The 20,986-nt window shown below is 61.8% G+C and carries 19 protein-coding genes, 1 tRNA gene, 1 pseudogene and 1 riboswitch; of the genes and pseudogenes, 8 read left to right on the top strand and 13 right to left on the bottom strand.

The genetic code is table 11. The features are described from left to right. The 6 genes from gltB to ACODSR_RS07150 form a co-directional block, all read right to left on the bottom strand. On the bottom strand, positions 1-4,536 hold the full coding sequence (gene gltB / locus ACODSR_RS07175) for a glutamate synthase large subunit (RefSeq protein ID WP_489075073.1): 4,536 nt from the start codon (positions 4,534-4,536) through the stop codon (positions 1-3). 87 nt (positions 4,537-4,623) lie between these two features. Next, positions 4,624-5,424, bottom strand: a complete 801-nt coding sequence (locus ACODSR_RS07170) for a DUF2059 domain-containing protein (RefSeq protein WP_489075071.1) — start codon at positions 5,422-5,424, stop codon at positions 4,624-4,626. Then, on the bottom strand, positions 5,421-6,869 hold the full coding sequence (locus ACODSR_RS07165; RefSeq protein ID WP_489075069.1) for an NAD(P)-dependent oxidoreductase: 1,449 nt from the start codon (positions 6,867-6,869) through the stop codon (positions 5,421-5,423). The genes ACODSR_RS07170 and ACODSR_RS07165 overlap by 4 nt, the downstream gene beginning before the upstream one ends. 165 nt (positions 6,870-7,034) lie before the next feature. Further along, positions 7,035-7,841 carry an undecaprenyl-diphosphate phosphatase gene (locus ACODSR_RS07160; RefSeq protein ID WP_489075067.1) on the bottom strand — a complete coding sequence of 269 codons (807 nt, stop codon included), beginning with the start codon at positions 7,839-7,841 and terminating at the stop codon, positions 7,035-7,037. Between the two features lie 153 nt (positions 7,842-7,994). Beyond that, on the bottom strand, positions 7,995-8,921 hold the full coding sequence (locus tag ACODSR_RS07155) for a complex I NDUFA9 subunit family protein (RefSeq protein WP_489075065.1): 927 nt from the start codon (positions 8,919-8,921) through the stop codon (positions 7,995-7,997). Between the two features lie 76 nt (positions 8,922-8,997). Then, positions 8,998-9,576, bottom strand: a complete 579-nt coding sequence (locus ACODSR_RS07150) for a TMEM165/GDT1 family protein (RefSeq protein ID WP_489075063.1) — start codon at positions 9,574-9,576, stop codon at positions 8,998-9,000. A gap of 14 nt (positions 9,577-9,590) precedes the next feature. Beyond that, a riboswitch (yybP-ykoY riboswitch) is annotated at positions 9,591-9,785 on the bottom strand. A gap of 33 nt (positions 9,786-9,818) precedes the next feature. Between ACODSR_RS07150 and ACODSR_RS07145 the strand changes: the two genes are divergently transcribed. Further along, positions 9,819-10,235 carry a DUF1801 domain-containing protein gene (locus ACODSR_RS07145; protein ID WP_489075061.1) on the top strand — a complete coding sequence of 139 codons (417 nt, stop codon included), beginning with the start codon at positions 9,819-9,821 and terminating at the stop codon, positions 10,233-10,235. Between the two features lie 9 nt (positions 10,236-10,244). Here ACODSR_RS07145 and ACODSR_RS07140 read toward each other — a convergent pair whose 3' ends face one another. The 4 genes from ACODSR_RS07140 to yajC form a co-directional block, all read right to left on the bottom strand. Continuing rightward, positions 10,245-10,586, bottom strand: a complete 342-nt coding sequence (locus ACODSR_RS07140; protein WP_489075424.1) for an Mth938-like domain-containing protein — start codon at positions 10,584-10,586, stop codon at positions 10,245-10,247. Positions 10,587-10,642: 56 nt separating this feature from the next. Then, positions 10,643-11,626: a protein translocase subunit SecF gene (secF, locus tag ACODSR_RS07135; RefSeq protein ID WP_489075059.1), complete on the bottom strand. Its 984-nt coding sequence runs from the start codon at positions 11,624-11,626 to the stop codon at positions 10,643-10,645. Between the two features lie 133 nt (positions 11,627-11,759). Next, positions 11,760-13,358, bottom strand: a complete 1,599-nt coding sequence (gene secD, locus ACODSR_RS07130) for a protein translocase subunit SecD (protein ID WP_489075057.1) — start codon at positions 13,356-13,358, stop codon at positions 11,760-11,762. Positions 13,359-13,365: 7 nt separating this feature from the next. Further along, the gene (gene yajC / locus ACODSR_RS07125) at positions 13,366-13,701 is read right to left on the bottom strand and encodes a preprotein translocase subunit YajC (RefSeq protein ID WP_119743427.1); all 336 of its coding nucleotides are present in this window, start codon (positions 13,699-13,701) and stop codon (positions 13,366-13,368) included. Positions 13,702-13,903: 202 nt separating this feature from the next. Here yajC and ACODSR_RS07120 point away from each other — a divergent pair. From ACODSR_RS07120 to ACODSR_RS07105, 4 genes and pseudogenes are all read left to right on the top strand, one after another. Next, a tRNA-Pro gene (locus tag ACODSR_RS07120) sits at positions 13,904-13,980 on the top strand. A gap of 128 nt (positions 13,981-14,108) precedes the next feature. After that, positions 14,109-14,993, top strand: coding sequence for an ATP-binding protein (locus tag ACODSR_RS07115; protein ID WP_489075055.1), 885 nt, complete (start codon positions 14,109-14,111; stop codon positions 14,991-14,993). Further along, positions 14,987-15,280, top strand: coding sequence for an STAS-like domain-containing protein (locus ACODSR_RS07110; RefSeq protein WP_489075053.1), 294 nt, complete (start codon positions 14,987-14,989; stop codon positions 15,278-15,280). The genes ACODSR_RS07115 and ACODSR_RS07110 overlap by 7 nt, the downstream gene beginning before the upstream one ends. Before the next feature lie 223 nt (positions 15,281-15,503). Then, positions 15,504-15,815: pseudogene (locus ACODSR_RS07105) on the top strand (glycosyl hydrolase 108 family protein); the annotation flags it as partial. Between the two features lie 31 nt (positions 15,816-15,846). Here the strand turns inward: ACODSR_RS07105 and ACODSR_RS07100 are convergent. The 3 genes from ACODSR_RS07100 to ACODSR_RS07090 all read right to left on the bottom strand — a co-directional run bounded on the left by ACODSR_RS07100 (position 15,847) and on the right by ACODSR_RS07090 (position 18,447). Further along, complete coding sequence (locus ACODSR_RS07100; protein WP_489075051.1) at positions 15,847-16,329, bottom strand: PilZ domain-containing protein; 483 nt, start codon at positions 16,327-16,329, stop codon at positions 15,847-15,849. Between the two features lie 198 nt (positions 16,330-16,527). Further along, positions 16,528-17,655, bottom strand: coding sequence for a glycosyltransferase (locus tag ACODSR_RS07095; RefSeq protein WP_489075049.1), 1,128 nt, complete (start codon positions 17,653-17,655; stop codon positions 16,528-16,530). A 6-nt stretch (positions 17,656-17,661) separates the two neighbouring features. Then, entirely contained in the window at positions 17,662-18,447 is a 786-nt protein-coding gene (locus ACODSR_RS07090; RefSeq protein WP_489075047.1) for a sulfite exporter TauE/SafE family protein, read from the bottom strand. Between the two features lie 255 nt (positions 18,448-18,702). Here ACODSR_RS07090 and ACODSR_RS07085 point away from each other — a divergent pair, with 255 nt between their 5' ends. The 3 genes from ACODSR_RS07085 (at position 18,703) to ACODSR_RS07075 (ending at position 20,856) form a co-directional block, all read left to right on the top strand. After that, positions 18,703-19,209, top strand: coding sequence for a hypothetical protein (locus ACODSR_RS07085; protein ID WP_489075045.1), 507 nt, complete (start codon positions 18,703-18,705; stop codon positions 19,207-19,209). Positions 19,210-19,321: 112 nt separating this feature from the next. Then, the gene (locus tag ACODSR_RS07080; RefSeq protein ID WP_294136535.1) at positions 19,322-19,588 is read left to right on the top strand and encodes a spike base protein, RCAP_Rcc01079 family; all 267 of its coding nucleotides are present in this window, start codon (positions 19,322-19,324) and stop codon (positions 19,586-19,588) included. Next, entirely contained in the window at positions 19,588-20,856 is a 1,269-nt protein-coding gene (locus ACODSR_RS07075; RefSeq protein WP_489075043.1) for an SGNH/GDSL hydrolase family protein, read from the top strand. Before ACODSR_RS07080 ends, ACODSR_RS07075 begins: the two co-directional genes overlap by 1 nt. Positions 20,857-20,986 lie beyond the last annotated feature (130 nt).

Here is a 20,986-nt window from a genome sequence, read left to right as displayed (position 1 = left end):
TTATTCGGCGGCGACGACCTCCGCCTGGGCATCGCTCAGTGGATGGGCGAGGCGGCTGATCATCTCCTTCGGACACACCTGCCATATGTAGCGCCGCCAGCGGTCCCAATCCTCCAGGATCGTGCCGGACCATTTGCTGTCGGTTGCCTTGGCGTGCTGAGCGATCAAATCCTTGACCTGCGCCTCCCAATGCGCGCTTTCCAGACGCTGCCAGACGATCCCTTCAGGATTGGCGCGCGACGGGAAGCTGCCATCCTCGTCCAGGATGAAGGCCATGCCGCCGGTCATCCCCGCACCGAAATTCGCGCCGGTCTTGCCCAGGATCACCGCCGTACCGCCGGTCATATATTCGCAGCCATTGGCGCCGCAGCCCTCGACCACCACTTGCGCGCCCGAATTGCGCACCGCAAAGCGTTCGCCGGCCTGCCCTGCCGCGAACAGCTTACCGCTGGTCGCGCCGTAGAGGACGGTGTTGCCGATGATCGTATTGTCCTTGGACGACAGCGGTGAGGAGACGGTCGTGCGCACGGCGATGATGCCGCCCGACAAGCCCTTGCCAACATAGTCATTGGCGTCACCGAAGATTTCGAGCGTGATCCCCTTGCACAGGAACGCGCCCAGCGACTGGCCAGCAGACCCGCGCAGCCGCACGGTCAGATGCCCGTCGGCCAGGGTCGACATGCCGAACTTGTCGGTCACCGCCGACGACAGCCGCGTGCCGACCGCGCGGTGTGTATTACGCACCGTATAGGTCAGCTGCATCTTCTCGCCACGCTCGAACACCGCCTTGGCGTCGCGCATCATCTGCGCGTCCAGGCTGTCGGGCACATCATTGCGCCATTGCTTCAGGCTGAAGCGGCGCTGGTCGTCGGGGGCATCCACCTTGGCAAGGATCGGGTTGAGATCGAGATCGTCCAGATGCTCGGCACCACGATTGACCTGCTTCAACAGCTCGGTCCGCCCGATCACCTCGTCCAGGCTGCGGAAGCCCAGCCGTGCCAGCACTTCGCGCACTTCCTCGGCAATGAAGGTCATCAGGTTGATGACCTTCTCTGGCGTGCCGGTGAATTTGGCGCGCAGTTTTTCGTCCTGCACGCACACGCCGACGGGGCAGGTGTTGCTGTGGCACTGGCGCACCATGATGCAGCCCATGGCGACCAGCGACAAAGTGCCGATGCCATATTCCTCCGCACCCAATATCGCGGCGATCACAATGTCACGCCCGGTCTTGAGGCCACCATCGGTGCGCAGCTTCACCCGATGCCGCAGCCCGTTGAGGGTCAGCACCTGATTGGCTTCGGACAGGCCCATTTCCCATGGCGTCCCGGCATATTTGATGCTGGTCTGTGGGCTGGCCCCGGTGCCGCCGACATGGCCCGCGATCAGGATGACGTCGGCATGGGCCTTCGCCACGCCCGCCGCGACCGTGCCGATCCCAGCCTGGCTCACCAGCTTGACGCAGACGCGCGCGCGCGGGTTGATCTGCTTGCAGTCATAGATGAGCTGCGCCAGATCCTCGATCGAATAGATGTCATGATGCGGCGGCGGCGAAATCAGCGTCACGCCGGGCGTCGAATGGCGCAGCTTGGCGATGAACTCGGTCACCTTGAAGCCGGGCAATTGCCCGCCTTCGCCGGGCTTTGCACCCTGCGCGACCTTGATCTCGATCTCCTCAGCCGATGCCAGATATTCGGCATGGACGCCGAACCTACCGCTAGCGATCTGCTTGATCACGCTGTTGGCATTGTCGCCATTTTCATAGGGCTTGAAGCGCGCGGCATCCTCGCCGCCCTCGCCCGATACCGCCTTCGCGCCGATGCGGTTCATCGCGATCGCCAGCGTTTCATGCGCTTCGGGGCTGAGCGCGCCCAGCGACATGCCTGGCGTCACGAAGCGCTTGCGGATTTCGGTGGTCGCTTCCACCTCGTCGATCGGCACGGCTTCGCGGGCGAAGTTGAACTCCATCAGGTCGCGCAAATAGACGGGCGGCAAATCGCGCACGCCGCGCGAGAATTGCAGATAGGTGGAGTAGCTATCGGTCGCCACCGCCGTCTGCAACAGATGCATGAGTTGCGCCGAATAAGCGTGCGCCTCTCCGCCGTTGCGCTGGCGATAGAAGCCGCCGATCGGCAGCCGCACGACCGATGCGTCATAGGCCTGCTGATGGCGCAGCATCGCGCTGTAATGGAGCGAGGCATAGCCCTCGCCCGAAATCTTCGCCGGCATACCGGGGAACAGATCGTTGACCAGCGCGCGCGACAGGCCGACCGCCTCGAAATTATAGCCGCCGCGATAGCTGCTGATGACCGCGATGCCCATTTTGGACATGATCTTGAGCAGGCCTTCGTTGATCGCGACGCGATAGCGCTCGAAACAGGCGTCCAGATCGAGCGAGCCGAACAGGCCGCGCGCATGGCGGTCGGCGATGCTGGCTTCGGCCAGATAGGCGTTCACGGTGGTTGCGCCCACGCCAATCAGCACCGCAAAATAATGAGTGTCGAGCGCCTCGGCACAGCGCACGTTGATCGACGCGTAGGACCGCAGCCCCTTGCGCACCAGATGCGTATGCACCGCCGCTGCGGCCAGCACGCCGGCAATCGCGGCGCGTGTCTCGCTGACGCCCTCGTCGGTCAGGAAGATTTCGGTCCGCCCTTCGCGCACCGCCTGTTCGGCCTCCTCGCGGATGCGAGCGATTGCCGCGCGCAGCTGTTCCTGCCCGCCGGTGGCGGGGAAGGTGCAGTCGATTTCCGCCACCGCCGGGCCGAAATGGGCCTTCAACCGCGCCCATTCGGCGCTGGTCAGCACCGGCGATTCCAGCACCAGCACATGGCTGTTCTGCGCGTCCTGCTCCAATATATTGTGCAGGTTGGAAAAGCGCGTTTTCAGACTCATCACATGCCGTTCGCGCAACGGGTCGATCGGCGGGTTGGTAACCTGGCTAAAATTCTGGCGGAAGAAATGGCTGATCGTGCGCGGCTTGTCGGAAATGACCGCCAGCGGCGTGTCGTCACCCATGGAGCCGATGGCTTCCTTGGCGTCCTCGACCATCGGCGCCAGGATCAGTTCCAGATCCTCCAGCGTCAGATTGGCCGCCACCTGCCGCCGCGTCAGCTCCGCCTTGTCCCAGCCGGGCAGGGCGGTCGGCGCGTCGGTCAGGTCGCCGATCGCCATGAAATCCTTGATCAACTCGCTATAGGGGCGCTCGCCTGCGATCCGGTCCTTGATCGCGGCGTCATCATAGATTTCGCCCTCCTGCAGGTCGATCGCGATCATCTGGCCCGGACCCATCCGGCCCTTGCGCACGATCGTCGTTTCAGGGACCACGACCATGCCGGTTTCGGAACCCACGATCAGCAGATTGTCGCCGGTCAGCGTGTAGCGCAGCGGGCGCAGCGCGTTGCGATCCACCCCGGCCACGACCCAGCGCCCGTCGGTCATCGCCAGCGCGGCGGGACCATCCCACGGTTCCATGACGGAGGCGAGATAGTCATACATATCGCGATGCGCCTTGGGCAGTTCGCCGCTGTCGGCCTGCCACGCTTCGGGCACCAGCATCAGCTTGGCGGTGGGCGCGTCGCGCCCCGACCGGCAAATCGCCTCGAACACGGCATCGAGCGCCGCAGTATCGGACGCGCCCGCCGGGATCACCGGCTTGATATCCTCCGACTGCTCGCCGAACGCGAGGCTGGCCATCTTGATCTCGTGGCTCTTCATCCAGTTCTTGTTGCCGCGGATCGTATTGATCTCGCCATTATGGGCGAGCGTGCGGAACGGCTGGGCCAGCCACCATTGCGGGAAAGTGTTGGTCGAATAGCGCTGGTGGAAGATCGCCACCCGGCTCTCGAACCGTTCATCCTGCAAATCGGGATAGAAGACCGACAGCGATTCGGCCAGGAACAGCCCCTTGTAGATGATCGAGCGGCACGACAGCGAACAGACGTAGAAATCGTTGATCTGCGCGGCGATCACCTGCTTCTCGATCCGGCGACGGATCAGATAGAGGTCCTTCTCGAACTCGGCCTGATCGCGGACTTCGGGCATCGGCCCGGCGATCATGATCTGCTCGATTTCGGGCCGCGTGCGCTGCGCCTTTTCACCGATGACCGACACGTCCACCGGCACCTGCCGCCAGCCATAGATGGTATAGCCCGCGTCGATGATCTCGCTCTCGACGATGGTGCGGCAGGTTTCCTGGGCGGAGAGGTCCGTGCGCGGCAGAAAGATCATGCCGACGGCCAGGCGATTGGGCAGCGGCTTGTGGCCGGAGTCCGCAATCGCATCGTCAAAGAAGCGCACCGGCAGATCGACATGAATCCCCGCACCATCGCCGGTCTTGCCATCGGCATCCACCGCGCCACGGTGCCACACCGCCTTGAGCGCGTCGATCGCGGAAGCGACCACGCGGCGGCTGGGGCGGCCATCGGTGGCGGCGACCAGGCCAACGCCGCAGGCATCGCCTTCAAATTCGGGGCGGTACATGCCGACTTCGGCAATGCGGGCGCGTTCGGCCTCGGAGGAGAAATGGTGAGACGTCATATCGTCCATCCTTCAATTCTAGTGCGGCGCATATTCGCCGGTCCGCTGAGTTTGGGAGGCTGGCCCCCCGATTGGATCACTGACCCGTCATTTTTTAGCAGTGCGTGCCTGATCGGACTTGTTCACGAAATCCGTCATGGCCTTGATGACATTTTCTGTGGCCCGCGTGATGACTTCGGCATTTCCCTGATTGGCATGATTGGCCGTCGTTTCCAGCACCACCGGCTGGATGCCGCCCCATTTCCGTCCTGCGGGCGACAAGCCAAAGGCAACCAGCTTTCTGCGATCCTCATCATCGAGGATCGAAAGAAACTTTGAGGTATGCCCCATCACCATAGTCTTGATGTCACTGGCTTCGATTTTGGAGTCTTCGCTAGCCAGATTCTTTTCGACCATATGCGAAAAATCACTACCCTCGGCTGCCGCTGCCAGTGCCTTTGCGCCGGTTGGCGTCGCATAAAAGGCTGAGATAGCGTTCATATCGTCAGAGGTTAGATATTGGGCATACACATCGGCAATCGCCTGATGCATCTGAGGCAGACGAGCCATGCTGGCCGGTTCGACAATCTCGCGCTCAGCCTGAATGGCGACGTCCGATATGCCGGGATAGACTTTCTCCATCTCCTGATATTCGGCCTTCTGCTTGATCGCTGCTGGCATAGTGACAGTATAAAGGCGGTTGATCTGCCGCCTCGTCAGCTCTTCGCCATTCAGCGCTTGCCCCAGCTTCAAGGCTTGCGCGCGTGATTCGGGCGTTGGCGCAACTTGCGCGGGGACGGAGCGCGCAGGAGCGGGCGTAGTGACGGCTGGTGGATTTGTCTGAGCATAGCCGGTTGCGGCAGTAAATCCGAAAATTGCCAGTGCTGTGAGAAGCGTTGCCCGCCTCACGCCGCAACCCTCTCGCCCGCCGCCTTCGCCTTGGCCTTCAAATAGCGGTGCATATGCTCGGTCACGTCGCGCCCGTCGCGGATCGCCCACACCACCAGAGACGCCCCGCGCACGATGTCGCCCGCTGCGAACACGCCGTCCACGCTGGTCATCATCGTTTTGTGATCGACGCGCAGCGTGCCCCAGCGGGTGACCGACAGATCATCCGCGCCGAACAGCTTGGGCAGTTCTTCGGGGTCATAGCCCAGCGCCTTGATGACGAGGTCCGCCTCCAGCGTATGTTCGCTGCCCGGATCGGGTTCGGGTGCGCGGCGGCCCGATGCGTCGGGTGCGCCCAGCCGCATCTTGGTGACCTTCACGCCGGTGACATGCTCGGTGCCTTCAAAGGCAATCGGGGCTGTCAGCCAGACGAATTCGACGCCCTCTTCCTCGGCATTGGCGACTTCGCGCTGCGATCCCGGCATATTGTCCCGGTCGCGACGGTAGAGACATTTGACCGACTTGGCGCCTTGACGGATCGCGGTGCGGACGCAGTCCATGGCGGTATCGCCGCCGCCGATCACGACGACATTCTTGCCCGTCGCCAGCAACGTGCCGTCGGCATGTTCGGGGACATCGTCGCCAAAGCCAGCCTTGTTGGAAGCGGTGAGATAGTCGAGCGCCTTGACCACGCCCGGCGCGCCCACGCCCGGCGCGCGAATGTCGCGGGGCTTGTACACGCCCGTGGCGATCAGGATCGCGTCATGCTTGTCGCGCAGTTGCTCCAGCGTCGCGTCACGGCCAACCTCGAAATTTTCGTGAAAGACGATGCCGCCATCCTTCAAACGCTGGACCCGGCGCATGACAATGTCCTTCTCCAGCTTGAAGCCGGGGATGCCATAGGTCAGCAACCCGCCGGCGCGATCATGCCGGTCATAGACATGCACCTCATGCCCCGCCGCGCGCAGATATTCCGCCGTGGTGAGACCTGCCGGTCCCGCGCCGATCACGCCGATCGACTGGCCGGTCGGTTTGCCCGCGACCAGCGGTTCGACCCAGCCTTCCTTCCAGGCGGTGTCGGTGATGAATTTTTCGACACTGCCGATGGTCACGGCGCCATGGCCGGAAAATTCGATGACGCAATTGCCTTCGCACAGCCGATCCTGCGGGCAGATGCGACCGCAGATTTCCGGCATGGTGCTGGTCAGGTTCGACAGTTCATAGGCCTCGCGCAGGCGGCCTTCGGCAGTCAGGCGCAGCCAGTCGGGGATATGATTGTGCAGCGGACAGTGAGTTGAACAATAAGGCACGCCACATTGCGAGCAGCGCGACGCCTGCTCCTCCGCCTTGTCGAGGATGAAGCTGCGGCTGATTTCCAGAAAATCGTCGGCGCGGGCATCGGCATCGCGCTTGTCGGGATAGGCTTGTCCCTTGCCTACGAATTTCAGCATCGGATTGTCGGCCATGTCTCGCCCCTGACTCAAGTTGCAGAGGCGCGCATAGCATAAAGACCCGCGGAGTCACGCGGATTCTGCATTATAGGTCAGTATAACTGACTAATTATTGGCCTGCATCTAGTCTAGTTGCGAAACAATCGCAAAAACTTACCCCATAAATAGACCGTTTCGGCCCTATCTTGTCCCCAGCCACACCAAAGCGGCGATTCCCGCCACGATTCGATACCAGGCAAAGGGCGCGAATCCATGTTTCGACACCAGCCCTACGAACCAGCGGATCACCAGCAGCGCCACGATGAACGACACGACAAAGCCCAGCGCGATACTGTCCCAACCGACCGCCGCGCTGGTGATCTGATCACCCTTCTTGATCAGTTCCAGCGCCGTCGCCCCCAACATAGTCGGGATGGCGAGGAAGAAGCTGAACTCTGCCGCCGTGCGCCGCTCCACGCCCAGCATCAGCGCGCCCATGATCGTCGCGCCCGACCGGCTGACACCGGGGATCATGGAAATACACTGGACAAGGCCGATGCCCAGCACCCGGATGGCTGGAATATCAGCGATGCCGTGGAACCGCTGGTCCTTGACCGCCCGCTCGATCAATAGGATTGCGACGCCGCCGACGATCAAGGCCCAGGCGACGACCTGCGGCGCGCCCAGCAAAATCTCGATATAGTCGTGAAGAGCAAGGCCGATGATGGCGGAAGGGATGAAGGCGATCAGCAGATTGCGCAGGAACCGCCAGCTTACTGGCTCACGCCGCAACAGCCCCATGCCGACCGCCCAGAAGGTGCGCCAGTAAAGGACGACGACCGCCAGGATTGCCCCCAGTTGGATGACGACATTGAACATCGCCCAGGTCGACGCATCATAGCCCAGCAATTCGCTGGCAAGGATCAGATGCCCGGTCGAGGACACCGGCAGAAACTCGGTCAGCCCTTCGACAATACCCAGCAGGATGACGGTCAGATAATGATCCATATGCAGGCAGGCTCCTGTTCAGTCCTTCCCCGGCAAGGGGAGGTGGCAGGGCGAAGCCCTGACGGAGGGTGTCGCCTTATCGATGGGCTGACACCCCTCCACCATCGGCTACGCCGACGGTCCCCCTCCCCTTGCAGGGGAGGATCATTCCATTCAGGCGCTCGCGCGTCCGGCGAAGCGGCCATGTTTGCGGTAGCGGACCATCCATTTGTCGGCGACCCCGGCCATCGGCGTGGCGACGATGCCCAGCGCGTCAAAACCCTTGGCCCCCGGTGCCACGACATTGTCGCGCCCCAACATCGCCAGCTGATCGCTGGTGATCGGCCCACCCGGCAGCATGGCCAACAGCTTCGCCGCGGCATGGGGCACGTCGACCAGCGGCTTGTTGCGGCCGGTCGCCGTGCCGATCCACTGGTTGATATCCGTCATGCTCTGCACCTGCGGCCCGCCCAGCTCATAGGTCTGGCCGCCATGGACGCCCGGCTGCTCGGCGGCGTTGGCGATCGCTTGGGCGACGTCTGCGACATAGACCGGCTGGAACCTGGTCGCCCCGCCGATCACCGGCACCACCGGCAGCATGGCGATGATCTGCGCGAAGCGGTTGAGGAACTGGTCCTCCGCGCCGAAGATGATCGACGGGCGGATGATGGTGGCGGTGGGGAAAGCGGCCTTGACCGCCGCTTCGCCCGCGGCTTTCGATCGGCCATAGGCCGATGGACTGTCGGCATCCGCGCCGATCGCCGACATATGCACCAGTGCGCCCACGCCTGCGTCGGCCGCCGCCGTGGCGACATTGGCCGCGCCGCCATGGTGGAAGGCGTCGAAATCGCCCTTCAATATGCCGACCAGATTGATGACGACGTCGCTGCCCGACACTGCCCGCACCACGCTGGCGGGATTGCGGATGTCGGCGGCGATGAATTGCACCTGGCCAAGCCCGCCCAGTGGCTTGACCCGCAGCGCTTTCGATGGATCACGCTGCGCGATCCGCACCCGTGCGCCGCGCGCCAGCAACGCCTGCGCCACCTGACGACCGACAAAGCCGCCGCCGCCGAATATCGTAACCAGATCGTCTTTCATCACCTGACCCACGTTCGTCTGAAAGGGAATATGCTACCCATTCCCTTGCCCCAGCCGCGTCGCGCTGACAACCAATTTACCCGATCCAGCCCGCCAGATCGGCGATCATCCACAGCCCCAGCAGCAGGAACAGCAAGGCTGCGCTAACCTGCAACGCGCGCATCGGCACTTTCTTCGCGAGCGCCTCGCCAAACAGCACGGCAGGCACATTGGCGAGCATCATGCCCAGCGTCGTTCCCATCGTCACCGCGAGCAGATTGTCGAACCGTGCGCCCAGCGCGATCGTCGCCACCTGCGTCTTGTCGCCCATCTCGACCAGGAAGAAGGCGACCAATGTGGTGACGAACACGCCCGCCTTTGACGGCGCTTTCAATGGCGCATCCTCGTCGATCTTGTCAGGCACCAAAGTCCAGGCGGCCATGGCGATGAAGCCCAGGGCCACGGCATAGCGGAACCAGTCCTGCGTCAGCACGCCCGCGATCGAATGGCCCAGCAGGGCGGCGAGGAAATGATTGGCGATGGTCGCGACCAATATGCCAAGGATGATCGGCACAGGTTTGCGAAAGCGCGTCGCCAGCAGCATCGCCAGCAATTGCGTCTTGTCCCCCATTTCAGCAAGGGCAACGAGCGCGGCGGAGGTAAAGAGGGCTTCCATCAGATACTATCCGGGGCCGGGCGGAGGTGATAGACGCAATGCCACCGTCGCCTACCGCCCGGCCGGACAGAAAAGCGCCGATGCCATTGGTCTCGCCTTACGCAGATTGTTCTGCGTCCCCCATGCCATGGCCTCTCGGCCAAATATGTTGACATAAGGCCCGTTCCTATTGCGTTGGAACGGCTGGCTACTCCCCAGATGACGCGCTAGCCTCTACGCGGTGTACGTGGGGATGACAAGCCATGGGTAAGGACAGCAACAAGACGACCGAGACGGATAGCGACGTAGCGGTGTTCCTCGCGGCGGTCGAACCGCCCGAACGGCGCGAGGATGGGGAAAAGCTCGTCGCGCTGCTGCAGGCGGTGTCGGGGGAGCCGCCAAAGCTGTGGGGCTCCTCGATCATCGGCTTTGGCAGCTATCATTATCGCTATGACAGCGGCCGTGAAGGCGATGCGTCCCGTATCGCCTTTTCCCCGCGCAAGGCGGAACTGGTCCTTTATCTGTCGGGCATATCGGATGAGGATTGCGTGCCGCTGGGCAAGCACAAGCGCGGCAAGGGCTGCCTCTATATCAAGCGGCTGTCGGGTATCGACATGGGCGTATTGGAGGCGCTGATCCGGCAGAGCTGGCACTATATGGCGGACAATCATCCCGCCTGAGCAGTCGGCTCAGAGCGGCAGCAGCGCGGCGACGATCCACCGTTCTTCGGCGCGCAGCACGCCCCAGGCGCGGGCTGCGGCGCGGCTGTCCATCGCCTCGACGCCGATCCCCAGCGCCTCGACCGCGCGGACGAAGGCGCGAGGTGGCTGGCGCAATCCCTCGCCGGTGCCGAGCAGCAGAAATTCGGGCCGCGGATCGCCGTCGAACAGATCGCCCAGAGCGGTGAGAGTCAGCGCGTCGATGGCGGGCGCATCGTCCCACGCCATCGCGCGGACCGGGCTGAGCAGCAGGCCGGTCGGGAACACATCGTCCCGAACCCGGAAGCCGCGTCCCTGGAAGCCGGTGACGATCGGACCCTGGCCGCTATCATCGCAGCGCAGCTCGATGCCGATGCGCTTGTCGCTGCTCAGGGCTGCGCTCCGTCACGCGGGCCGACCCGTTCGGCCTGCGCAGCAATGTTGGTCTTGCCCGCCTTCTTCTCCGACGACATCGGGGTCAGCCCCAGCGAGATCAGCAGCGAGGAGGAGACATAGACCGACGAGTAGGTGCCCACGATAATGCCCAGCATCATCGCCGCGGTGAAGCCACGCAGCACATGGCCGCCAAACAGCAGCAAGGCGCCCAGCGCCAGCATGATCGTCACCGACGTCATCACCGTGCGCGGCAGGGTTTCGTTGACCGACAGGTCAATCAGCGCCTTCATGTCCATCTTGCGATATTTGCGCATATTTTCGCGGATACGGTCGTCGATCACCATCTTGTCGTTGATCGAATAGCCCACGATCGTCAGCACGGCCGCGACGATGTTGAGGTCGAACTCCAGCTGCGTCACCGCGAAAAAGCCCAGCGTCATCAACACGTCATGGACGATCGCGACGAAGGTGGAGACGCCGAACTGCCATTCATAACGGAACCAGCTGAACACCGCGATGCCCAGGATCGCCAGCACGACGGCCAGCACACCATTCTGGATCAGCTCGCCCGACACTTTGCCCGACACCGTGTCGTAGCGGGAGAAGGTGACGCCGGGGAATTGCGCGGTCATGGCGTTGCGGGTCTTTTCCACCACGGCGTTCGCCGCGCCAGCACCGCCCTGTTCGGGCAAGGGCAGTCGGATCTGCACCGTCTTGGGATCGCCGAACTGCTGGAGCGAGCTTTCACCCACGCCCAGCGTGGCTATTGTAGCGCGGACCTTGTCAGTTTCCACATTTTGCGGAAATTTCGCTTCGATCATCAGGCCGCCGACAAAATCGACGCCCATGTTGAGACCCTTATAGGCCGTCGCGCCAACCGCCAGCACCGTCAGCAGGGCGGTGAGCGCAAACGCCCATTTCCGTATCGCGACGAAGCCGATATTGGTATTGTCGGGGACGAGTTTCAGAAGTTTCATAGTCGTTACCTAACCCCGTTCGGGCTGAGCGAAGTCGAAGCCTTTGTCTGAGCGGAGGCGAAGACACCTCGCTGCGCTCGGTGGAACCCTTCGACTTCGCTCAGGGCGAACGGATGGAGGCGCATCACCAAATTCATATCGTGATGTCCGTCGGCCGGGTGCGGCGCACCCAGTTGGCGACGACCATGCGGGTGAAGGTGACGGCGGTGAACACGCTGGTCGCGATGCCGATCAGCAGCACGATGGCAAAGCCCTTGACCGGGCCGGAGCCGAGCGCGAGCATGATGCCACCGGCAATGGCGTGGGTCACGTTCGCCTCGAAAATCGTGCGGCTCGCTTCCTTGTAACCATGTTCGATCGACTGGACGACATTGCGTCCGCGTCGCCGTTCCTCACGAATACGCTCGTAGATCAGCACGTTGGCGTCCACCGCCGTGCCGATGGTCAGCACGAAGCCTGCAATACCAGGCAGCGTCAGCGTCGCGCCCAACATGCCCATCACGCCCAAAATGACCGCCACGTTGATGGCCACCGCCAGATTGGCATACATGCCAAAGCGGCCATAGCTCACGAACATGAAGAGCGCGACCGCGACCACCGCGATGATCGACGCGATCAGCCCGGCGCGGATCGAATCGGCGCCCAGCCCCGGCCCGACCGTGCGTTCCTCCACCACCGTCAGCGCGACCGGCAGCTTGCCCGACCGCAGGGCGATCGCCAGCTGGTTGGCGCTTTCGACGGTGAAATTGCCGCTGATCTGCGCGCTGCCGCCCAGGATCGGTTCGTTGATATTGGGGGCGGACAGCACCTTGCCGTCCAGAATGATGGCAAAGGGGCGGTTGACATTCTGCGACGTCACCTGCCCGAATTTGCGCCCGCCAGAGCCGTTGAAGCGGATATTGACGATGGCCTGGTTGCTCTGGTCATAGCCTTGCGTCGCATCGGTCAGATCCTCGCCCGACACCATCACTTGCCGCTTGACCGCGATCAGCGGCACGCCCGATGGATTGTCGGGATAGGGCAGCACTTCGCTGCCCACCGGCGCGCGACCCTGCGCCACTTCGGCGGGGTTGGCGGTAAAATCAACCAGCTTGAATTCCAGCTTCGCGGTCTGGCCCAGCAGGTCCTTCAACGCCTTGGGGTCCTGCAACCCCGGCACCTGCACGACGATGCGATTGTCGCCCTGTTGCTGAATCGTGGGTTCGCGTGTGCCCATTTCGTCGATGCGCTTGCGGATGACTTCGGTCGCGACTTCCATCGCGCTCTTGACCGCATTGGCGATGCCCGCGCTGGTCGGCGTGATGACGATGGTGGAGCTGTTGACCACCTCGACATTGAAATCGCGCTGGCCGGTCAGCGCAGCGCCCTGCGTCAGCTGGCGGATGCGCTCGACCGCGGCGTCCACCTGCGACGGTTCGCGCACCATGAAGCTCAGCTTCCCGTCGCGGCTGGAGATGTCGCCTATCGCAATCCGGGGATCAGCCCGGCGCAATTCGGTGCGAACCTGCTCCTCCATATTGGTCAGCCGCTGCTTGGCGACATCCTGCGTGCTGGCTTCCAGCAGCAAATGGCTGCCGCCCGACAGGTCGAGGCCCAGATTCACGCGGGTCTGCATGAATCCCGGCAGCCGGTTGACGACCGAATCCGGCAGGAAGCTGGGAACGGCGCACAGCACGCCTATCGCCAGCGGCAGGATGATCGCAAAGACCGCCCAGCGCGAAAAATTCAGCATCTTGGGCTCAGTCGTTCGCAGGCTTGGCGGTGGTCGGGTCGAGCACATCGGTCAGGGTCGATTTGACCGCCTTCACCTTCATCCCCGGCGCGATTTCGACTTCGGCGTAAATCTCGTCCACGCGCATGACCTTGCCCAGCAGGCCGCCGCCGGTGATGACCTGGTCGCCCTTTTTCACCGCGTCGATCTTGGCCTTGTGCGCCTTCATCCGCTTTTGTTGCGGACGGATCAGAAGGAAATAGAATACCACGAAGATCAGGACCAGCGGCGCCATCTGCACCAATATGCCGCTGCCGGATGCTGGCCCGCCCGCAGTCTGGGCAAAGGCTGTCGATATGAACATGGGTGGGACTTTCCTGAAGCAGGTCGCGCCTTGGTTTCTGTCGGCCGCGGAACGCATACAGCGCCCACGGATCAAGCCGCGGCGGCTACCACAGATGCAGGCGGGGAGGCAATATGATTAGGGCGATGTGCGGCGGGCGCAAAAGAGCCGCATCGAATCCCTTGCAACTTCCGCAATGTGCCTCTATTGGCCGCCCTCCGGTCGGGACGTAGCGCAGCCTGGTAGCGCATCACACTGGGGGTGTGGGGGTCGGAGGTTCGAATCCTCTCGTCCCGACCAAGAAAAACCGCCGCTCAATGCGATATGCAGGGGGCGGCGTTTGCGTTTCAGCAATGGCATAACAGTACGGCGATCTTTGAAATTACTTAGGATGCATTTCGCCACTGCATCAGAAGGGCAGGCAACTCATGGCAACGACAGTGGCGGTGCCAGCCACCTTTGACCTCCAAGCCCTCTACAGGTTCACTCGGCAAATCGTCGGATATAACGGACCGACGGATGATTGCTTTATCTTCGATTTTGAGCGCCTGAATTTTATCGATGGCACTGGATATACGGTCTTGAGTAACACCTTAGGTTGGTTGCTCAACCGGGGTGTCATATGCAAATTTGCAAATTTTAATAAATTGAATCGGCCCGGTATCTTATACCTTGATGACTGTGGCTTTTTTGAGCGGTATCTCGAAAACGCTCTCAGGCCTTCCGCCGCATGCAGGTCGACAACCATTCCTTGCACAGCGGTCGAGCACGCAAACGCTCATGGTTGGATTGAGCAGCGCCTGTCTCCATGGATGTCCAATATCCTCGACGTCTCTTATGACGGCCTTACAAGTGTGCGCACATGCGTGAAGGAGCTTTTCAACAATATTGTTGACCACTCAGAGCAAAATACCGGGTTCGTTCACGCTCAGCACTACCCGAACAACAAGACGTTAAAAATCACGGTGTCGGATTTCGGGGTGGGTATACCTACAACTATCAGAGAGCGCTTTGGAGCAATGACGGATGCCGCCGCCATCGCCTTGGCATCAAGGGAAGGGGTGACCGCCAAAAGCCAGCCCAATAACATGGGGGCGGGCTTGGCGCTCCTGATCGATCGTATCACTGGCTGTGACGGAAAGGTTCGGTTACATTCTTTGTCTGGAAATCTTTACTGTTTCCGTGATAGCAAGGGAATGAGTAAGCAATCGAGTGTCGGGAACGGAAGCTATCCAGGCACGTTGGTTGATATCGCCATTGATACGCGCCTTTTCGTCGGCGACGAAGAAGATAGGGTGGACCTCGAATGGTAATCAAGGTTTTTGATCACGTTAGGCAGTGCTACAGCGCCGATGATGGCGCTGTTATTGGTCGCATCCTGCGCGAAGCGTTCGGCAAGGGTGACAAAGTTGTGCTGTCGTTCGCTGGCATATCCGATGTCACATCATCGTTTGTGAATGCTTCGATCGTAGCCCAGCTTGATGCCTATTCGGCAGATTGGGTTAAGTCTCATCTGTCGGTCAAAGATATTTCCGTGTCTGCGGCTGATGTGGTGCGGCGATGCTTAGCAAATGGTGAGCGGAACCGTCGTGCAGCCTAACTAAGGTGAAAGCGCTGTCGATTTTTGCTGCCTGAAGCGTGAACCGACTTGCTATAAAAGATAGTCGTCATCGATAGCGGAGGCAGCTGATTACGATAATATCGTAAAGCGTTCGGCTATAACCTATTCCCCGCGATGGCTAGGCTAACTGCAAATTTCCCCTGTCCTACAACAAACTATATAGGATAAATGATTCGCCTCATTCTACACGCGTAGGCGCAACATAGATATTCACGCACTCATTGACGCGGCTATCGCCCGCGAGGCGGTTATTCCAATCATCGCGCTGATCGGGGCGGGCCGACCAACTGGGGTATTACCCTCACCGTGGCGTAGGCCAATGTTTTTTGTCGGGGCCATGCGGGCGCTGCCCCGCGCCACGGCGGTGGCGATATACCGGCGGCTATACTGGGATCAGCCGGGCTATGCCTTCGCCGCGGAAAGCGCGCCGTCCATAGCCGCTGAACTGTTCGACACCGCCGTCAATATGGGCGTCACCACCGCGACCGGCTTTGTCCAGCGCACGCTCAATGCCCCACCCAAGCCGACAGTGAACAACCTCAATCCTAAATGAGGGAAATGGCCGCGACGATCAGCAACCAGATGGTCAGTGCCGCGCCAGCGACAATCGCCAGTTTTTGGGGCGGACTGAGCCCCGCAGCTTCCGCGGACAATTGCAAATCGTCCTTTTCCACGACTTTCGCAGGACTGGCCTGATGTTGGAAGTTTTCCTGGATGACGGCGCTGTCGAAGCGGAGAATCGTGTCGAGTTCCGCGGGGTTGAGCGGCTGAACGAACATACAGCCGGCGGTCGCTCCTTCGACACGCACCACCCGCACCGCCCGGATCCCTACCCCCGGCACGCCGATGGTCATCGCCTGATCGGGCAAAATCTCGAAAGGCAATTGCATGCGAAAGCCAGTGAGCGAGATATCCTCGATCTGGACGTCGAACGGCCTGTCGTCGTCATCGCGCAGGGTCGAAGCGCGATCCAGCTGCATTCGCTGCGCGCCGCGATTATCGCTGTACAGGGTTGCTCGAACTGACATTGGCGGGCTCCATAGCCGGGGACCGCAATTTGGACGCATTGGCCTAAGAAATCGTAAAAGGCCCACGGAGAATCGGGCGTTATGCGGTCCGATTCTCGACAGTGCCGTGCCGGGCGGCTGTCAGCGACAAAGCCTGTGTCCAGAGCATGTTGCCGGCATCTATGGGGTAGCATGGCAAATGGCCCCACCGATGGCAGACTATCCCCGCAACGGCTTTCCGTGCTGCGGCTGCAAATGGTCGATCAGCGCCATATAATTATCGACCGCGCGATCCAGGGTGAAATCGGATGCACGCGCGGTGGCCGATGCGCTATCAAACGGCGTATCGAGTGCAGCGCATATCGCATTGGCCAAGGCGTCGCTGTCATCGACGGGGACAAGGCGTCCGAACTTGCCCCCATCGAGGACTTCCAGCGGACCGCTGGGGCAATCGGTCGCAACGATATTGGCGCCGCAGGCAAGCGCTTCGATCAATACAGTCGGCAACCCTTCCCAACGCGACGACAATATGAAGGCGTCCGCAGCGCGCATCATCGCGAAAGGATTGCGGCTGAAACCCGCCAGATCGACATGATCGCCCAGGTTCAGAGCCCTGATCTGCGCCTCCAGTTGCGGGCGCAGGGGGCCTTCGCCCAGAATGACCAGCCGGACCGGGCGATCGTCCAGCACTTTGCGCACGGCGCTGATCAGGACGTCGAAACCCTTTTGATGGTGCAGACGCCCGCAGCCCAGCAAAACGGGTATGCCTGCCCCGTCGGTCAACCAGCGATGTTCGGGGGCTTCGGCGGACAGCGCCACCAGCCCGCCGGTGACGACCGGATTATGGATCACCTGATGATTGTGCGCACGCCCGCGCGTGAAGGCCAGGACAGCAGCCTCGACACCCTGCGAAACGCTGACGATCCGCGAAATGCCGGGATAGACGAACCGCGCCAGGCGATAGGCCGCCTTGACCGATCGGTTGGTCAGCAGCGCGTAATTCTGCCCCATCTGATTATGTTCGACAGCCACATGCGGGATGCCGGCCCGCGCGAGCCGATTGGCCAGCGCGGCAGCGACATTAACATGGGTGAGATGGCTGACGAGAATATCCGGTCGCGCCGAACGAAGCCAGCGAGCGAGCGGGCGAATGCTCGAAATCGAACGGCGATTGCCAAGATCGACCAGTTCGATGGCGGGATCGAGATCGTCGAGATAGGGACCTTCCCGCCGCGCGAGGATCAGCGTGACCCGCTCGCCCCGCGCCACCAGCCCGTTCATCAGCAGAACGGCCACACGCTCCGCGCCGCCGCCCGCCAGGTCCTGAAGGAATGTCGCGATGTGCATCAGCGATCAACCCACCAGCAACTTTATGCCGACCAGCATCAACACCAGCGCAAGCGCGGGCCGCACCAGGTGGTCGGGCAGTTTGGACGACAGCAGCGATCCCACGATGATACCCGGTATCGATCCGACCAGTAGCGAACCCAGCAAGGCGAAATCGACGTTGCCGATCCACAGATGGCCCAGCCCGGCGACGGCCGTTAGCGGCACGGCGTGGATGATATCGGTGCCCACCAGGCGCGCCGCTTTCATACGCATGGGATAGAGCGCGATCAGCATGGTTGCCCCCAGTGCGCCCGCCCCCACCGATGTCAGCGTGACGAGTACGCCCAGGATGAACCCGGCCAGCACCGTCAATGGCCATTGCATACGCCGAATGCGCTGCGCGCGCTCAGGCTCCAAATCGCGCGCAAAATCGTGGATGCGCCGGCGCGAAAGCGTTGCGAGCGCCGTCATGATCAGCAACACGCCCAACGCCGAAAGAATAACGTCGCTCTGGAACGAACTGCGGGGCAGCTTGGACAATAAGGCGATGGTCAGGATGGACGCAGGCAGACTGCCCATCAACAGGCGACGCACCACACTCCAGTCCGGCTTGCCAAAATGGTGATGGACGGCACCACCGACGGTTTTGGTGATCGCAGCAAACCACAGGTCGGTCCCGACGGCAGTCGCCGGCACGACTCCTACCAGCAGGATGAGGATGGGTGCCATCAACGACCCGCCGCCCACGCCGGTTATTCCAACGAGCAAGCCCACGAGCAGGCCAGCAAGGCTGTGCACCCAGTCGATCATCAATCCGCGTCCCCCTTGCCCGCTCAGTGACGGACGACTGGTCGGACATGCACGATTGGCCTGTCCTTGGGAAGGCGCAACTTGGTATTGACGCACTTGTAAATGACGCTCTCCTCGCTTCGCGCGCCGATCAATTTGGCCAATAGCCGATCGATACATGAATATGGCGCGGCGCCTCGGCACCCTGCCCCGCCAATTCATGGTTTTCAGCCAATTAACCCTAACGGGTGATTCGGGTTTAAGGGAGTCGGGCCTATGCCGTTTTCCGCACTACAAGGCGACGAAAGCAACGGCATGTTCCCCAATCCAAAATCCCTCATCCTGGCCACACGCTGCGCGCTTGGGCTGATGGCATTGGCGCTGCTGGCCGCAGGGGTCATATTGGCGACCGATCGGGCCCACTTGTCGTCCTCCACCATGTCCTGGCTGTCGCTCAGCATGGTCGCGGTCCTTTTCCCGATGCTGCTCGTCGCATTTCCCCGCTCGCGTCGGTCCGATCTGCTTGCAGCGATGCTGATCCTGGTTATCGTCGCCGGTGGCGCGCGGATTGCGACCGGGGATATTGCGGGACTGGGCGATATGTCCGCGATGATGATCCTGATCGTCGCGCTCTATCTGTCGTCGGGCATCGACACATTGCGTCAACGCGCACGCCGCTTCCCCGACGAATTGTTCGAAGTCATCGCCATTGAAGAACAACGCACGCGTCGGCGCGGGGACACAGTCCGGCGACCGGTCCCGACCGCGCCAGCCTGGAAGTAAAATTCTCTTTGAACCGAATAGGATATATTCGGCAAAGACTTCGATCCTATTTGCTGTCCTACAGACCATGATTCGGTATATGTGAGTCGCCTCTTTACGCAGGAGGCGCGAGATGACCGATCCCTATACCAGCTTCATCGACAATCCGATTGCATCGGCGCGCGCGCCCTATGCCGTCATTCCCCATGACAGCAACGCATTGCCGGTCGTGCCAAAGGCGCTGTATATCGGCACCGGTGGCACGGTCGTGCTGCGGGGCGTCGACGGGACCGCAGACGTCAGCTTCCTCCACGTCGCCGACGGGCAGGTCCTGGATGTCCGCGCCCGTTACGTCCGCGCCACGGGTACAACGGCAGCCAATATCGTGGCACTTGCCTGATGGGGCGGCTGGGATATGGCTTTGGCCATGGCGCGCGCGGTCCGGTGACCGCGCGCGCGGCCGCGCTATGGCGCCTTGGCTCCATCCGCGCCGGGGAAAGCGCCTATGGCATCGGCAATGTATCGACGTCGAATTCGGCGCGAACGAGCGGGCGCATAAAGGATATGCTGTCCAGCGCACATATGACCGCCCTGCGCTACGCCGATGCGGCATTCATCATCGGGTCCGACCAATCCGAAACCGCAGTCAGCACGCAATCGATTCAACGGGCGCTGGAAATCGGCTCGGCGGTCGGACGTATAACCTGGTCCGGCAGCGATATCGGCACGATTCCCGGCGGAGGGCTGCTCTGGTCGGACGATATCGTACCCGGTGCGCTTGGCCTGTCCGAATTCCCGCCTGGCGCCACGGTCTGGCACCGATCAATGAAGGATAATCTGGTCGGTGACACCCGCGCCAACTTTCCCATGACGGGACCTGGTACGCCTGCAGGTGAAGATCAAAGGGGTACGACAACCAGCATCGACCGGTTGATGCAGACAGGCGTACTTCCTGCCGATGGTGGAGCAAGGGCGCAAATCGATGGCGCGCCGGGCGTGCTGATCGGCCTTGCCACCGATCATGGCCCCACAGTGCTGGTGGGCGGCGATAGTCGCTTTTACGGCGTATCGGGCGATGCAGGCCCCGGCACCGGTACGGCGGGTGGGCCGGCGCGCATGGCGCTGGAACAGGCAGGCATTCCGCATGTGATGCAGGCACGGTCCGGGTCCAAGATCCAGGATTTTGTCGCAGGCAACTTTGCCAGGCCGGTCCTGCGGATCGGGATCGTCACCTATGTCAGCGATATATTGTGCAACTGGTCGGTCAACGACATGAGCAGCGGACGCACGGCGAGCCAGATATTGGGGGACATCGCGACCTTTGTCGCGAAGGCGAAGGCGATCAATCCTCAGGTGCGGATATGGTGGACGACGATGGCGCCATCGACCAACGGATCCAATGTTCCGGCCGGGCTATATGCCAACGGCGCAACCGATGGTCGCCAGGCGTTCAACGGCGAAATCAGGACCAACTTTGCCGCCTATGGGCTGTCGGGCCATGTCGATATTGCAGCGGCCGTCGAAGATCCGACGCAGACCGATCGCTGGGCCGACTATGCCAATGACAGCTCCGACGGGCTGCACTCCCGCCAGCCGGGGCAGGTCAAGGAAGCTGCAGTGATCAAGACATGGGCTGATGCGCTCGCAGCGCCATTGACTGCCGACTGACCTCCATATCGACGGCAAAATGGCGGCGATGGCTGTCTCCATTTTGCCGTTCAAGGCCTGCTGCGCCCGGCAAACGGCTTTGTTGCGCAATTACGCTTGGGGGATTCCTTGGGGGAATCGAGTGCTTTAG

Source organism: Sphingobium sp. FG125 (genome assembly GCF_057809795.1).
Note: the sequence above shows the minus strand (reverse complement) of the source record. Positions and strands in the feature narration are given on the sequence as shown.

Coding starts and splice junctions, on each gene's coding strand:
- gltB (WP_489075073.1), bottom strand. CDS start 4,536: ATGACGTCTCACCATTTCTCCTCCGAGGCCGAACGCGCCCGCATTGCC.
- ACODSR_RS07165 (WP_489075069.1), bottom strand. CDS start 6,869: ATGGCCGACAATCCGATGCTGAAATTCGTAGGCAAGGGACAAGCCTAT.
- ACODSR_RS07160 (WP_489075067.1), bottom strand. CDS start 7,841: ATGGATCATTATCTGACCGTCATCCTGCTGGGTATTGTCGAAGGGCTG.
- ACODSR_RS07155 (WP_489075065.1), bottom strand. CDS start 8,921: ATGAAAGACGATCTGGTTACGATATTCGGCGGCGGCGGCTTTGTCGGT.
- ACODSR_RS07150 (WP_489075063.1), bottom strand. CDS start 9,576: ATGGAAGCCCTCTTTACCTCCGCCGCGCTCGTTGCCCTTGCTGAAATG.
- ACODSR_RS07145 (WP_489075061.1), top strand. CDS start 9,819: ATGGGTAAGGACAGCAACAAGACGACCGAGACGGATAGCGACGTAGCG.
- secF (WP_489075059.1), bottom strand. CDS start 11,626: ATGAAACTTCTGAAACTCGTCCCCGACAATACCAATATCGGCTTCGTC.
- secD (WP_489075057.1), bottom strand. CDS start 13,358: ATGCTGAATTTTTCGCGCTGGGCGGTCTTTGCGATCATCCTGCCGCTG.
- yajC (WP_119743427.1), bottom strand. CDS start 13,701: ATGTTCATATCGACAGCCTTTGCCCAGACTGCGGGCGGGCCAGCATCC.
- ACODSR_RS07115 (WP_489075055.1), top strand. CDS start 14,109: ATGGCAACGACAGTGGCGGTGCCAGCCACCTTTGACCTCCAAGCCCTC.
- ACODSR_RS07110 (WP_489075053.1), top strand. CDS start 14,987: ATGGTAATCAAGGTTTTTGATCACGTTAGGCAGTGCTACAGCGCCGAT.
- ACODSR_RS07100 (WP_489075051.1), bottom strand. CDS start 16,329: ATGTCAGTTCGAGCAACCCTGTACAGCGATAATCGCGGCGCGCAGCGA.
- ACODSR_RS07095 (WP_489075049.1), bottom strand. CDS start 17,655: ATGCACATCGCGACATTCCTTCAGGACCTGGCGGGCGGCGGCGCGGAG.
- ACODSR_RS07090 (WP_489075047.1), bottom strand. CDS start 18,447: ATGATCGACTGGGTGCACAGCCTTGCTGGCCTGCTCGTGGGCTTGCTC.
- ACODSR_RS07085 (WP_489075045.1), top strand. CDS start 18,703: ATGCCGTTTTCCGCACTACAAGGCGACGAAAGCAACGGCATGTTCCCC.
- ACODSR_RS07080 (WP_294136535.1), top strand. CDS start 19,322: ATGACCGATCCCTATACCAGCTTCATCGACAATCCGATTGCATCGGCG.
- ACODSR_RS07075 (WP_489075043.1), top strand. CDS start 19,588: ATGGGGCGGCTGGGATATGGCTTTGGCCATGGCGCGCGCGGTCCGGTG.